At 43.7% G+C, this 14558-nt stretch carries 13 protein-coding genes and 1 riboswitch; of the genes, 12 read left to right on the top strand and 1 reads right to left on the bottom strand.

Features of this window, described 5'->3' with window-relative positions:
- Window positions 1-141 precede the first annotated feature (141 nt).
- From metK to AC6IZR_RS06755, 8 genes are all read left to right on the top strand, one after another.
- Entirely contained in the window at window positions 142-1332 is a 1191-nt protein-coding gene (gene metK / locus AC6IZR_RS06790; RefSeq protein ID WP_497848326.1) for a methionine adenosyltransferase, read from the top strand.
- A 192-nt stretch (window positions 1333-1524) separates the two neighbouring features.
- A complete protein-coding gene (gene murA / locus AC6IZR_RS06785) occupies window positions 1525-2784 on the top strand; it encodes a UDP-N-acetylglucosamine 1-carboxyvinyltransferase (protein ID WP_201037148.1) in 1260 nt (419 codons plus the stop codon).
- Window positions 2785-2840: 56 nt separating this feature from the next.
- Window positions 2841-3392, top strand: a complete 552-nt coding sequence (locus AC6IZR_RS06780; RefSeq protein ID WP_497848325.1) for a GNAT family N-acetyltransferase — start codon at window positions 2841-2843, stop codon at window positions 3390-3392.
- Window positions 3385-4662, top strand: a complete 1278-nt coding sequence (gene spxR / locus AC6IZR_RS06775; RefSeq protein WP_497848324.1) for a CBS-HotDog domain-containing transcription factor SpxR — start codon at window positions 3385-3387, stop codon at window positions 4660-4662. Before AC6IZR_RS06780 ends, spxR begins: the two co-directional genes overlap by 8 nt.
- 20 nt (window positions 4663-4682) lie before the next feature.
- The gene (locus AC6IZR_RS06770; RefSeq protein ID WP_049490935.1) at window positions 4683-5543 is read left to right on the top strand and encodes a methionyl aminopeptidase; all 861 of its coding nucleotides are present in this window, start codon (window positions 4683-4685) and stop codon (window positions 5541-5543) included.
- 83 nt (window positions 5544-5626) lie between these two features.
- Window positions 5627-6598, top strand: coding sequence for a YihY/virulence factor BrkB family protein (locus tag AC6IZR_RS06765; protein ID WP_497848323.1), 972 nt, complete (start codon window positions 5627-5629; stop codon window positions 6596-6598).
- A 253-nt stretch (window positions 6599-6851) separates the two neighbouring features.
- Entirely contained in the window at window positions 6852-7316 is a 465-nt protein-coding gene (locus tag AC6IZR_RS06760) for a MarR family winged helix-turn-helix transcriptional regulator (protein WP_497848322.1), read from the top strand.
- A complete protein-coding gene (locus AC6IZR_RS06755; RefSeq protein WP_497848321.1) occupies window positions 7313-8020 on the top strand; it encodes a B3/B4 domain-containing protein in 708 nt (235 codons plus the stop codon). The genes AC6IZR_RS06760 and AC6IZR_RS06755 overlap by 4 nt, the downstream gene beginning before the upstream one ends.
- Before the next feature lie 25 nt (window positions 8021-8045).
- On the opposite strand, the gene AC6IZR_RS06750 is transcribed toward AC6IZR_RS06755, so the two are convergent.
- The gene (locus AC6IZR_RS06750; RefSeq protein WP_223325701.1) at window positions 8046-8489 is read right to left on the bottom strand and encodes a GtrA family protein; all 444 of its coding nucleotides are present in this window, start codon (window positions 8487-8489) and stop codon (window positions 8046-8048) included.
- Window positions 8490-8517: 28 nt separating this feature from the next.
- A riboswitch (PreQ1 riboswitch) is annotated at window positions 8518-8624 on the top strand.
- Here AC6IZR_RS06750 and AC6IZR_RS06745 point away from each other — a divergent pair.
- From AC6IZR_RS06745 to pulA, 4 genes are all read left to right on the top strand, one after another.
- Entirely contained in the window at window positions 8622-9131 is a 510-nt protein-coding gene (locus AC6IZR_RS06745; RefSeq protein WP_003006740.1) for a QueT transporter family protein, read from the top strand. (Overlaps the previous riboswitch by 3 nt.)
- 85 nt (window positions 9132-9216) lie before the next feature.
- Complete coding sequence (ligA, locus tag AC6IZR_RS06740; RefSeq protein ID WP_201037143.1) at window positions 9217-11175, top strand: NAD-dependent DNA ligase LigA; 1959 nt, start codon at window positions 9217-9219, stop codon at window positions 11173-11175.
- A gap of 9 nt (window positions 11176-11184) precedes the next feature.
- Window positions 11185-12147 (top strand): diacylglycerol kinase family lipid kinase, encoded by a 963-nt coding sequence (locus AC6IZR_RS06735; RefSeq protein WP_003006748.1) that lies wholly within the window; start codon window positions 11185-11187, stop codon window positions 12145-12147.
- A gap of 78 nt (window positions 12148-12225) precedes the next feature.
- Window positions 12226-14523 (top strand): type I pullulanase, encoded by a 2298-nt coding sequence (gene pulA / locus AC6IZR_RS06730; protein WP_497848320.1) that lies wholly within the window; start codon window positions 12226-12228, stop codon window positions 14521-14523.
- The last annotated feature ends 35 nt before the right edge of the window (window positions 14524-14558 follow it).

The following is a 14558-nucleotide window of genomic DNA, read 5'->3' as shown; positions in this document are numbered from 1 at the left end:
AATGGGCTTTTTGAAAAATCATTTTCCATATCATATGTAATGTGTTATAATGAAGTGTTATATGGTCCCGATAAGGTGGTAGAAATCTTCTATCAGTACTTTGTAACTCTATAACAATATTTTTTAAGGGGGGACATTTTTATGTCAGAACGTAAACTTTTCACGTCTGAATCAGTATCTGAGGGGCATCCAGATAAGATTGCAGACCAAATTTCAGATGCTATTTTAGATGCTATTTTAGAGCAAGATCCAGAAGCTCACGTGGCTGCCGAAACAGCTGTTTATACTGGTTCCGTGCATGTCTTTGGTGAGATTTCAACGACTGCTTATGTGGATATTAACCGTGTGGTTCGTGATACCATTGCAGAGATTGGGTATACTAATACGGAATATGGATTCTCTGCTGAGACGGTAGGAGTACACCCATCTTTGGTGGAACAATCTCCTGATATTGCCCAAGGGGTTAATGAAGCCTTAGAAGTACGTGGAAATGAAGATCAAGATCCACTTGACTTGATTGGAGCAGGAGACCAAGGTCTCATGTTTGGTTTTGCGGTGGATGAAACAGAAGAACTCATGCCATTGCCAATTTCACTCAGCCACAAGTTGGTTCGTCGTTTGGCAGAGCTTCGTAAGTCTGGGGAAATTAGCTATCTTCGTCCAGATGCCAAGTCACAAGTTACTGTTGAGTACGATGAAAACGACCGCCCAGTGCGCGTGGATACAGTGGTTATTTCAACTCAACACGATCCAGATGTCAGCAATGAACAAATCCACGAAGATGTAATTAACAAGGTCATCAAAGAGGTGATTCCAGCTTCTTATCTAGATGCTGAGACCAAATTCTTCATCAACCCAACGGGTCGCTTTGTTATTGGTGGGCCTCAAGGGGACTCAGGTTTGACAGGTCGTAAGATCATCGTAGATACTTATGGTGGTTATTCACGTCACGGTGGTGGTGCCTTCTCTGGTAAGGATGCGACGAAGGTGGACCGTTCCGCTTCTTATGCAGCTCGCTACATTGCCAAAAATATCGTAGCGGCAGGTCTTGCTAAGAAAGCAGAAGTGCAATTGGCTTATGCCATTGGGGTAGCTCAACCTGTCTCTGTTCGGATCGATACCTTTGGTACGGGAACAGTCGCTGAAAGTAAGCTTGAAAAAGCAGCACGTGAGCTCTTTGATCTTCGTCCTGCAGGGATTATTCAAATGCTGGATTTGAAACGTCCAATCTATCGTCAAACAGCGGCTTATGGCCATATGGGACGGACAGATATTGACCTTCCATGGGAACGTTTGGACAAGGTAGAAGCCTTGAAAGAAGCTGTAAAATAATTAGTTGAAATGGAAAAGTTAGGGTCAAGTTGATCCTAGCTTTTTTTCGTTTTGAAAATTCCTACAGATGGAAAAATAGGTCGATCTGTGGTATAATAGATGCAGTATTTTGAATACGTTGTCCCTTTTATTTCCGTTACAAAAAACGATAGTAAAAGGAAAAAGACTTGAAAGAGCTAATAAATTATTAAGATGAAAAAAATTGTAATAAATGGTGGTCGCCCTCTAAAAGGAGAGGTGACCATTAGTGGTGCAAAAAATAGTGTAGTAGCCCTGATTCCGGCGACCATTCTGGCGGATGATATCGTGACCCTTGATGGGGTACCGGATATCTCCGACGTGGCGAGTCTGATTGAAATCATGACCATCATGGGGGCTAAGATCGAGCGCAAAGAAGACAGTTTGGTCATTGATCCACGTGGGGTGAAGAATATGCCCATGCCATTTGGAAAGATCAACAGTTTACGAGCTTCCTATTATTTCTATGGCAGCTTACTAGGACGCTATGGTCAAGCAACGGTTGGACTACCTGGTGGGTGTGATCTTGGCCCACGTCCGATCGATTTGCATTTGAAGGCCTTTGAAGCGATGGGAGCCGCTATGACCATGGATGGCTCTAGTATGAAACTTGCGACTGATGGCAAGCCTCTTCAAGGAGCAAACATCTACATGGATACTGTTAGTGTCGGTGCAACGATCAATACGATTTTGGCAGCGGTCAAGGCTGAAGGTCGGACAGTGATCGAAAATGCTGCGCGGGAACCTGAAATTATCGATGTGGTGACCTTGCTCAACAACATGGGAGCCCATATTCGGGGAGCAGGTACGGATATCATAATCATTGATGGTGTTCCACAATTGCATGGAACGAGACATCAGGTGATTCCAGATCGCATCGAAGCAGGAACCTATATTGCCCTTGCAGCTGCTATTGGAGAAGGTATCCAGATCAATAATGTATTGTACGAGCATTTAGAGAGCTATATTGCTAAGTTAGAGGAAATGGGTGTGCGCATGACCATTTCTGAAGATAGTATCTTTGTAGAAAAGCAGACGGGCTTGAAGGCCATCCAGATCAAAACCTCTCCTTATCCTGGTTTTGCGACTGATTTGCAACAACCGATCACACCTTTGCTCTTAACGGCTGCAGGACGTGGGCGCATTGTTGATACGATTTATGAAAAACGGGTCAACCATGTACCAGAATTGGCTAAAATGGGGGCCACCATTTCGACCTTGAACGACCACATTATTTATGAAGGGCCAAATCAATTGACAGGATCCAGTGTGAAAGCGACGGATCTTCGAGCTGGTGCGGCTTTAGTGATCGCCGGTCTCATGGCTTCTGGAACAACAGAAATTACAAATGTGGAATACATCCTTCGCGGGTATTCAGATATTATTCATAAATTGACCCAACTTGGAGCAGACATCCAGTTGGTAGAGGAATAGTGACAGAACTTGGGATCTGATAGTGGCGGCTGGATACACGAACAATGGAGTTTGAAATGAATATTTGGACGAACTTAGCTGCCTATTCACTAATTGAAACACAAAGGTTGTATTTACGACCTTTTCTCTTTGAGGATGCGGAAGATTTTTATAAGATTGCTTCGAATCCTGATAACCTACAATTTATCTTTCCTGCACAAGCCGATCTTGCTGAAACTCAATATGTACTAGCCAACTATTTCATGAAAAATCCTTTGGGGGTTTGGGCGATCTGTGATAAGGAAACTAATCAGATGATCGGCTCCATCAAGTTTGAAAAGTTGGATGAAATTAAGGGAGAGGCTGAGTTAGGCTACTTTTTACGCAAAGATTTTTGGGGGAAGGGCCTGATGACAGAGGCGGTCAAAGAACTGATCAATTTATCGTTTGAGAAATTTCAACTGAAGGAGCTTAAGATTGTCACCCATGTTGAAAATGCAGGGAGTCAAAAGGTCGCTTTAAAGGCTGGCTTTCGTCTCTTCCGTCAATTCAAAGGGAGTGACCGCTATACGCGTAAAATGCGCGATTATTATGATTTCCGCCTAGGTAGAGGGGACTTCTATGAGTAAACACCAAGAGATTTTGGACTATCTCGAAAAATTACCGATTGGAAAACGGGTCAGTGTCCGCAGTATCTCCAATTTTTTGAATGTCAGTGATGGGACGGCCTATCGTGCCATTAAAGAAGCTGAAAATCAAGGAATTGTCGAAACGCGTCCTAGAAGCGGAACCATCCGTGTCAAATCGCAAAAGGCTGTACTAGAGCACTTGACTTATCGGGAAATTTTAGAAATCACCGGTTCTGAAATATTAGCAGGTGAGGAAGGTCTCGAAAAAGAATTTAATAAATTTTACATCGGTGCTATGACAGAAAAGCACGTCCTAGACTATGTGTCTGAAGGTGGGCTTTTGATCGTGGGTGACCGCACTAGCATCCAACGATTGGCTCTTAAGCATGACAATGCGGTCTTAGTGACGGGTGGCTTTGAGGTGAGTGAAGATGTGATTGAGCTGGCCAATCAGGTACAAATCCCAGTCATCCGAACTTCACACGATACCTATACCGTCGCTACTATGATCAATAAGGCTTTGTCTAACATGCAGATCAAGACAGATATCTTGACGGTGGAGCAGGTCTATCGGCCTTTCCATGAGTACGGTTATCTTTCTGAAACAGATACGGTAAGGGATTATTTAGATCTGGTTCGAAAGAATCGCTTTAGCCGCTTTCCGGTTGTCAATCAACACCAGATGGTAGTGGGTGTCGTGACCATGCGAGATGCTGGTGATAAGGCACCTCAGACGACCCTAGATAAGGTGATGTCGCGGACTATTTTTACTACTAATTTGTCCACCAGCATTGCGACCATTAGCCAGCGGATGATCGCTGAAGATTATGAGATGATTCCTGTGGTTCGTACTAACCAGACCTTGCTGGGTGTTATTACGCGGCGGGATGTCATGGATCGGATTAGCAAGGTGCAGTTTTCGAGCTTGCCAACCTTTAGTGAGCAAATCGGTCAAAAGATTCAAACAGAGAACGACTATTACCAATTCACAGTAGAGCCAAGTATGTTGGAGAAAAGTGGTGTTTTGGCCAATGGGGTCATGATCGAAGTGCTGATGAAGGTTGTTCGCAAGATGATGCAACACAGTGGGCGTAGCTTGATCGTCGAACAGCTGATCATCAATTTTTTACAAGCTGTGCAGGTGGACGATGTGATCCGCATTGAACCACAACTTGTTCGGCGAACCAGACGTTCAGCCTTGGTTGATTTTAGCTTGTATCTAGATTTGCAGCTGGTCGCAAAAGCAACCATTACCATTAAGATTAATTAAACAAGAGAAATGAGGAGACAATGATTACATTAAAATCACAACGTGAAATTGAAGCCATGGATCGTGCAGGTGATTTCCTTGCCAGCATCCATATTGGATTACGTGACTTGATCAAGCCAGGGCTTGACCTATGGGAAGTTGAAGAATATGTCCGTCGTCGCTGTAAAGAAGCCAATGTCTTGCCGCTTCAGGTCGGTGTAGAAGGTAGTCTCATGGACTATCCTTATGCGACTTGCTGTGGTTTGAATGACGAAGTAGCCCATGCTTTTCCACGTCACGTCATTCTCAAAGATGGGGATCTCCTCAAGGTAGACATGGTCTTGTCAGAACCACTGGATAAATCTGTTTTGGATGTATCGAAATTAGATTTTGATAATGTGGCGCAAATGAAGAAATACACTGAGTCTTATAGTGGTGGCTTGGCGGACTCTTGCTGGGCTTATGCGGTTGGAAATGTTTCGCAAGAAGTCAAAGATTTGATGGACGTGACCAAAGAATGTCTCTATAAGGGAATTGAGAAAGCGGTCGTTGGCAATCGCTTGGGGGATATTGGCGCAGCGATTCAAGAGTATGCGGAAAGCAAAGGCTATGGCGTGGTGCGTGATTTGGTCGGACACGGTGTCGGGCCTACTATGCATGAAGAACCAATGGTCCCACATTACGGTCGTGCGGGACGCGGTCTTCGCTTACGTGAAGGCATGGTCTTGACGATTGAGCCAATGATCAATACCGGTACTTGGGAGATTGATACAGATATGGAAACTGGTTGGGCCCATAAGACCCTCGACGGTGGCCTTTCTTGTCAATACGAGCATCAATTTGTGATTACAAAAGATGGTCCAGTGATCTTGACTAGTCAAGGTGAAGAAGGAACATACTAAGAAATAGAGAGGGAAGAATGGAGCTGAAGGCAAGTGTCTGGTTTCGCTCTTTGCTCTTTTTTAGTAAAATGGGGAGGTGACGAATGAAAAAGGTCCTACAAAAAGTACTGGGACAGCCATTTATAAAGGGCTTCGTGCGGTTTTATCAGAGTGCAGAGTCTGATATCACTAGCATTGCTGTAGCCTATTATTTGCTGATCTCCATTTTCCCTTTGATGCTGATTGCAGCCAATATTTTACCCTACTTTCATATTCGTCCCACTCAGATTCTTTTAAGCTTACAGAAAGTTTTGCCAGCCTCCTTATATCGAATAGTGGCACAGATGATTTCGAGTGTCTTGACCAAACCCTCAACAGGCTTACTGAGTTTCTCGATTATTTCTGCTTTGTGGATCTTCTCTCAGAGCATTGCCTACCTCCAAAAAGCCTATAACAAGAGTTATGGGGTGGAAAAGGAGCGTGGTATTATCTGGGGGCGACTCTTTAGCTTTCTGATCAGTTTTGCCTTGCAGGGCTTGTTTGGACTCTCGCTGATCCTTTCTATGTTTGGGAAAATGATCGTTCGTTATCTCTATCAGACCTTTTCATTTGATCGGACGATTTATGTGCGCTTACTGAATTTGACAGAGCCGACCATCTATCTCTTGCTTTTTGTCAGTCTGGTCTTGCTCTATTACACCCTTCCAAATGTCAAAATTCCGAAATTTAGATATGTATTGCCAGGGGCGACCTTTGTTGTTGCTGTCCTGTATGCGATCTTGAATATCTTTTGGAAATATGTGGATCGTTATGTGAGTCATTTCTTAGATGCTCGTTTCTTCGGTTCAGTCGTCCTAGCGGTCATCATGTTCTGGTTCGTCTTGGTGGCAAAAATCATGATTATTGGTTGTATTTTAAACGCCAGTATCCAGTTTGCTAGAGAAGCCAAGTTCCAAACGCGCAATGGAGAAATTGTCTCCAAATTAAAAACGGAAGAAGTAGCTTTTCGGCATAAAGAAGCTTCACAAACATTAAAGCGACGGTTACGCTTGAGAAAAAAAGATAAAATAGAATAAAGGATAGTGGGACAGAAATCGGTAATTCGTTAGAATTCGATTTCGTCGTCCCACCTCCGCACAGTTGAGTAGGGCTGTAAAAGCTGATGAAATCAGCGTAGTAGAGCCCACTCAACCACTGCGTCTTGCTCGACAATTCAAAAATAATTGAGAGGTTAGGACTTTTGTCCCAGCCTCTTTTTTTTATTATCCATTTTGTTGCATTTGCAACAAAAATATGTTATGCTATTGTCAATAGGAAAGGAGGAGTGAGATGAGTATTTTGCGTGAGATTGGCATCATTGCGCGAGCACTGGATTCTATAGCAAATATTGAATTTCGAGATTTGGATCTGGCGCGTGGTCAATACCTCTACTTGGTGCGAATTGCCGAGCAACCTGGAATGATTCAGGAAGAACTCTCTGAGCTCTTAAAAGTAGATCGATCCACCGTTGCAAGGTCTGTAAAAAAACTAGAAGAACGAGGCTTGATTCAACAGCGTCCAAGGGGTGAAAACCTTAAAATCAAGGAATGGGAATTAACTGAAAAAGGTAAGCAGATTTACCCCTTCATTTTAGGGGAGCATCTTTACTCTGAGACAACTGCCTTAAAAGGATTTTCCAAAGAAGAAGTCGCACAGTTAGAGGAGTATCTCATCCGAGTTCGAGAGAATATCACCTTGGATTGGGAGCTAGTCAAAAAAGGTCAAAAAAGAAATTATAGTGAGGTAAAGCAATGAAAGTGATAGTCGATCAAGCATTTTGGGATTTATTTCCAACAGCTAGCATTACAGTGATGTCCTTGTATGGTATTGATAATACAGTAGATGAAGCCAAGGATCCTTATTTCAAAGAATTGTTGGACAAGGGTACCAAGAGAGCATGGGAATTTATTGATGAAGACAACTATACCCAGAGTGAGTTCGTTCAAGAGTGGCGCCAAGCTTTTAGCAAGTTTAAAACAAAAAAAGGAGCCCGATCTTCCATCGAGGCACTCTTAAAACGGGTTCACCAGGGACGTGAATTCTATCCGATTAATCCTTTGGTGGATCTTTACAATAGCGTGTCGATGGCTTATGCCCTTCCTTGTGGGGGAGAAGATATGGATAAATTGGTGGGTGGACTCTCTCTAGGACAAGCGAAAGGAGGCGAACCTTTCTTTCCATTAGGTGCTGAAGAAGATGCGCCAGCTTTGGAAGGGGAGATTATCTACTACGACCAAGAAGGAGCTGTTTGCCGTTGTTTGAATTGGCGTGAGGCACAAAGAACTATGTTAACAGAAGATACCAAGGACGCTATTTTAGTCATTGAAGCCATCAATGAGGAGCAGGCCAAACGGGCACAAACAGCCATGCAGGAATTGAAAGATCTAGCTAAGGATTATTTTGGGGTTGAAGGCACCATCTATCAATTAAGTGCAGAACATGCAAGTATAGAAGTTTAAAGTAATAAGGCTTGAAACAATCGTTTCAAGCCTTGTTTTTATTTTTAAAGACAAAGAGTTTACTAAAGACGTAATTGAGGACCACAATGGCCACTTGTGCAAAGAGGGTTTCGATTAGATTGATCTGACTCTTGTTATTGTGGACAAATTGCCCGATAATTCCTGGGAATTGCTTGACAAAAATCTCGGTCAAGGCCATATCTAGAATAAAGGTCCCAGAGCGCGCAATCGCAAATCGGATCAAGCGCTGAAACCAGCCCTTTCTTTCTTGTTTAAAGACAATGGTATCGTTGGTCGCAAAGGCAAAGAGGATCCCAGCAATGTTTCCAATAGCTGTCGCTAATCGTTCGTCACTAGTCACATGATAGATGAAGAGGCGGGTTCCGACGGAAACAAGGGTTGTGGCAACTCCAAAAAAGAGATAGGATAAAATTTCATTATCAAAAAATTTTTTAATTAGTGTTTTCATAAATTCAGTCTACCATAAAACCTCAAAATATGCTATACTTGAAAGGTTGAAGAAATCAAACCTTCAACCCTTGGTGCTTAAGATCCTTTCGCCAAGCATATTACACGCGGGAAAACCGCTAAAGGAGAATAAATGAAACAGTTAACTGCTCGTGATATGGCACAAATTGCCATTGTTGCTGCGATTTATATCGTATTGACCATTACCCCACCTCTCAACGCAATGGCCTACTATGGCTATCAATTCCGTGTTTCGGAAATGATGAATTTCTTAGCTTTTTACAATAAGAAGTACTTGATTGCGGTGACGCTTGGTTGTATGATTGCTAACTTATTTAGTTTTGGATGGATCGATGTCTTTGTCGGTGGAGGTTCAACCTTTGTCTTCTTAGGACTTGGACTCATTTTATTTGGTCGATTCAAAAACAAGTTCTTGTTTGACGGTCTTATTCGCTTGGACCATTTCTTGTTTGCGATTTTCTTTTCCATCTCCATGTTTACGATTGCCTTGGAACTATACTACCTTCAAGGCCAACCATTCTTCTATAACTGGTTGACTATGGGATTGGGTGAATTCGCATCCTTGATTTTTGGAGCGATTGTGATCAATCAACTTTCTAAACGGATCGATTTTACAAAATAAGAAAAGGGAGCTTTGGCTCCTTTTTTTCATGCTAAGAATGCAGTAAATTCAAGGCTAAATTAAGATTTTATGATAAAATAAGAACATGAAAACCAGAATGAAAGAATTAGTGGAATTACTCAATCGATATGCTTACGAGTATTACACAAAAGACGCTCCATCTGTTTCAGATAGTGAATATGATCAATTATATCGGGAGTTGGTGGAACTAGAAACCGCACATCCAGATGAGATCTTACCAGAGAGTCCAACTCACCGTGTAGGTGGGGTGGTTTTAAAAGGCTTTACCAAATACCAGCACCAGTATCCCCTTTATAGTTTGCAGGATGCTTTTTCGCGTGAAGAATTAGAAGCCTTTGATCAGCGTGTCCGTAAGGAATTTCCTTCTATCAGCTATGTATGTGAGCTGAAGATCGATGGCTTGTCCATTTCCCTCACCTATGAAAATGGAGTCCTCGTAACGGGGGCGACACGTGGGGATGGTTCTGTCGGTGAGGATATTACAGAGAACCTCAAGCGGGTCAAGGACATTCCTTTAGTGTTACCAGAGCCAGTGAACATTACAGTTCGAGGCGAGTGCTATATGCCACGGGCTTCCTTTGATCGGGTCAATCAGATCCGTCAAGAAAATGGCGAGCCGGAGTTTGCTAATCCACGAAATGCTGCTGCAGGAACGCTTCGCCAATTGGATACGAAAATCGTGGCCAAGCGAAATCTCGCAACCTTCTTGTATCAAGAAGTGAGTCCAACTGATCAAAGCAGTCAGGAAGGCGTGCTTGAGAAATTAGCCCGCTTAGGCTTTGTCGTGAACCAAGAGCGAGTGCTGGCTGAGGATATGGAGCAAATTTGGGACTTTATCCAAAAAGTAGCTCAGCTTCGAGAGGATCTTCCCTACGATATCGATGGGATCGTCATCAAGGTCAATGACCTAGCTGTTCAAGAAGAACTAGGCTTTACCGTTAAGGCTCCTAAATGGGCTGTCGCCTATAAGTTTCCAGCTGAAGAAAAAGAAGCGAAAATCCTATCGGTGGATTGGACGGTTGGACGGACCGGTGTTGTCACGCCAACTGCCAATCTAACTCCAGTCCAGCTAGCAGGAACTACCGTTAGTCGGGCAACCTTGCACAATGTGGACTATATTGCTGAAAAAGATATTCATCAGGATGATACCGTCATCGTCTACAAGGCGGGTGATATCATTCCTGCGGTCTTGCGTGTTGTTAAAGATAAGCGAGTCTCTGATCAAGCATTAGCCATTCCAACTCATTGTCCAAGCTGCCAGAGTGAGTTGCTTCATTTCGAGGATGAGGTAGCCCTTCGCTGTATCAATCCGCTCTGTCCAGCACAGATTAAGGAAGGATTGAGCCACTTTGCCAGTCGGGATGCTATGAATATCACAGGCTTGGGTCCAGCTGTTGTAGAGAAACTCTTCGCCGCTCAGTTGGTAGAGGATGTAGCTGGGATCTATCGTCTGACAGTCGAGGATCTATTGACCTTAGAAGGCTTTAAAGAAAAATCTGCTGAAAAACTCTATGAAGCCATTCAAGCTTCAAAAGAGAATTCAGCTGAGAAATTACTCTTTGGTTTGGGGATCCGCCATGTCGGTAGCAAGGTTAGTCAAATCTTGCTCCAAGAATTCCATGACCTCGATCAATTGGCTACAGCTGATCCAGAACGAATTGCCAGCATTGACAGTCTCGGTATGGTCGTGGCTGAAAGCCTCAAGCGTTATTTCGCACAAGAAGGATCCAAGCGCCTATTGCAAGAGCTTAAAGAAGCTGGCGTCAATATGGACTATCTTGGTGAGAAAGTCGCTGCTGATGCGGCCCTATCAGGAATGACAGTCGTTTTGACTGGGAAGCTAGAGCGACTCACGCGTTCAGAAGCCAAGGCAAAATTAGAAAGTCTGGGCGCTAAGGTGACTGGATCGGTTTCCAAAAAAACAGATTTGGTCGTTGCTGGTAGTGACGCTGGTAGCAAGTTAACCAAAGCACAAGAATTAGGAATCCAGGTAGAAGATGAGGCCTGGCTTGAAAGTTTATAGAGGATCTTTATGGTAGAACGAATCAAAAAAGCCCGTTTAATTTATAATCCGACCTCTGGGCAAGAAATTATCAAGAAAAATATTGCGGAAGTCTTGGACGTACTCGAAGACGTGGGCTATGAAACCAGCGCTTATCAAACGACTCCAGAACCATTTTCTGCCCAAAATGAAGCAGAAAGAGCCGCTAAAGCAGGCTTTGATTTAATCATTGCCGCTGGTGGAGATGGTACGATTAACGAAGTGGTCAATGGGGTCGCAGGTCTGGAAAATCGTCCGCAGATGGCCTTTATTCCGACCGGTACCACCAATGACTATGCGCGTGCCTTGAAGATCCCGATGGGAGATCCTGTGGCGGCTGCTCGCATTATCGAAAAGAATCAAACCATTCAGATGGATATTGGTCGTGCCTATGGCAGCAAGTATTTCATCAATATTGCTGCAGCAGGAACCATGACAGAATTGACCTTCAGTGTTCCAAGTAGTGTTAAATCTCGCTTGGGTTACTTTGCCTATGTGGCTGAAGCAGCTAAAATGTTGCCGCGAAACAAGGCTCGAAAGGTGCGGATTGAGCACGACAATGGTGTCTTTGAAGGGCCAGCGTCTATGATTTTTGTGGCCTTGACCAACTCCATTGCTGGTTTTGAAAGTGTCGCGCCAGATGCTAAGCTTGATGATGGGAACTTTACCTTGATTATCGTAAAAACTGCTAAGCTCTTTAACATGTTGTCCTTGATGATTCAGGCCATTAATGGGGGCAAGCATGTGCACGATGAAAATGTAGAATATCTCAAGACCAAGAAGTTGACGATCGAAATGTTAGGGAAAAATGCTCAACCATTCCGCATCAATCTAGATGGGGAATACGGAGGAGATACTCCAGTTGAATTGGAAGTCTTCCATAACCACTTGGAATTCTTTGCAAATATTGATGAAATCAACAACGATGCTTTGGTTCACCCATCTGAAGAATAAAAACAAATAGTTGGAATCCATTACGTGTTTCACCAGCGGATGGTTCCTTCGGTATTAAATTGGAAATAGGAAAATGTTATGCGACAATACCATGTAAAGCTTCATTTTCATAAGCAAAAAGGAAATTATTTTGCTTATGATATGTGGCAGTGGCAGGATCAAGTAGAAGGAAAATCAGTCTCTTTCTCCAAGTTGGATTATTTTGGAGTGGAGGGAAATCTGGTATACGAGAGTGAGCATGCCTTGAACCGGGGCCATGTCCTGGTTAAAGAAGGGGATTGGCTCACTAAGACCCGTGATTTTGAAATCGAACTTTTACCAGAAGGGCATGTTCGAGAAGTGTGGATTCTCGATGGAGACGATACAGTCTATTATTCTTTGCAAGCTGCTTTGACGAGTCATGCCTACAGCCATCGTCAGCCTCATGCCTACGATATGGCAATGCGTCCTAGAGAGTTTGATGTTAAATGGGCGTATCAAGGCTGGCTTGGTCATCGTGAGGAAGAAGGGGAGCATTGCTTTAAATTGTGGGCTCCTACCGCTAAGAAAGTTGAATTGTTGCTTTATCAATCAACCGAGCTGGATGCGCCTATCTGGAAGACCATTCCGATGACGCGTGGCAAACAAGAGTCTAGCTACCACCCAGAAAATACCCATGGTGTTTGGATTTTAGATTTTCTAGGTAATTTAAGTGGCATGGCCTATCAATATCGTGTGCATTTTGAACACCATACTCAAGTGACGCGCGATCCTTATAGCATTGCAACGACAGCGGATGGGATGCGCTCTGCCATTCTTTCAAGAGCAGATCGTCAGTTTGATTGGGGTCCTAAAAAAGGCGCCGATGCGACTCCTTGGCGCTTGGACAATCCATGTCAAGCAGTGATTTATGAGATGCACCTTCGGGATTTGACCAAGTCACCGACATCAGGTGTGGACGAAGCCCTGCGTGGGACCTATCTGGGGGCTTGCCAAGAAGGAACCGTCAATAGCCATGGTGATGCAACTGCCTTTGATTATATCCGTCAGTTAGGAGTTAATGTCGTGCAACTGCAGCCCATCTCTGATCGCTTTAAACAGTACGACGAAGAAGGCCAGGTGACCTACAATTGGGGCTACGACGTTCAGAATTATTCTGCACCAGAAACTAGCTTTTCGACGGATCCATCCAATCCGAAACAAACCATGAAAGAGCTCAAAACCATGATCCGGGCTTATCATGAGGCAGGAATTTCCGTGGTCATGGATGTGGTCTATAATCATATCTACTCGACCGAGCATGGTCCTTTCCAAAATACAGTACCCGATTATTATTACCGGATGGAGCCAGATGGTCGCTTCCAAAATGGGACAGGTGTTGGGAATGAAACGGCTAGTGAGCATGAAATGTACCGCAAGTACATGATTGATTCTCTCACGTACTGGGTCAAAGAGTACCAGATCGATGGCTTCCGCTTTGATTTGATGGGGATTCACGATGTAAGGACGATGAATGCTATTCGGGAGGCTATGGATGCTCTGGATCCTCGCATTCTTCTTTACGGAGAAGGTTGGGATATGGGAACAGGTCTCGCACCAGAAGATAAGGCTAAGAAAGACAATGCAGCGCAATTGCCTCGAATTGGATTCTTCAATGATACGGAGCGCGATGCCATTAAAGGGGCTGAGGTTTATGGTTCCATCAAACGTGGCTTCGTCAGCAGAAAATCAACAGAGTATACCGTTGCGCGTGCTGTTTTAGGTAGTGCAGAGCTTGGCAATTATTTAAGTCCCAATCAGGTCTTGAATTATGTGGAGGCTCATGACAATTATAATCTCTATGACTTGCTTCAGACCCTTCATCCGAATGTAGAAGTAGCAGGCTTGGTCAAGCGCTCAGAGTTGGCTACGGCCATGAATCTGCTCTTTCAAGGCATGGCCTTCATGCAATTGGGTCAAGAATTCATGCGGACCAAATTGGTGGCGACAGGTCCTGATGGTGAGATCACCCCTTTGGATCGTGAACGGGCCATGAATTCCTACAATGCTCCAGATTTTGTGAATCAGGTCAATTGGGATCTGGTCAGTCAAAACAAGGAATCAATTGCCTATATCCGAAGCTTGATCAATTTGAAGACAAGTCTTCCTGTCTTAGAGCTTGAAAGCTATGATAAAATCTATCAACAAGTCTTTATCCAATCTGCAACTGATACCAGCGGTCTTGTCATCTATGAACTAACAGGAGACAAGAAGTACTTGGTCATCTTCAACGCCAGCGGACTTCCTTATTACCTCCAAAATTCAGACAAATTGAAATTGATGGTTGGGAATAGTCGTCATAAACGGCCATTTTATGTGGAGAATTTAACAGCTTCTATTTTTGAACTCCTAGACTAAGTTCTTTTTAAAGAAATCACAAAATCCCTGAGTTT

This window comes from Streptococcus mobilis (genome assembly GCF_059727625.1).
Note: the sequence above shows the minus strand (reverse complement) of the source record. Positions and strands in the feature narration are given on the sequence as shown.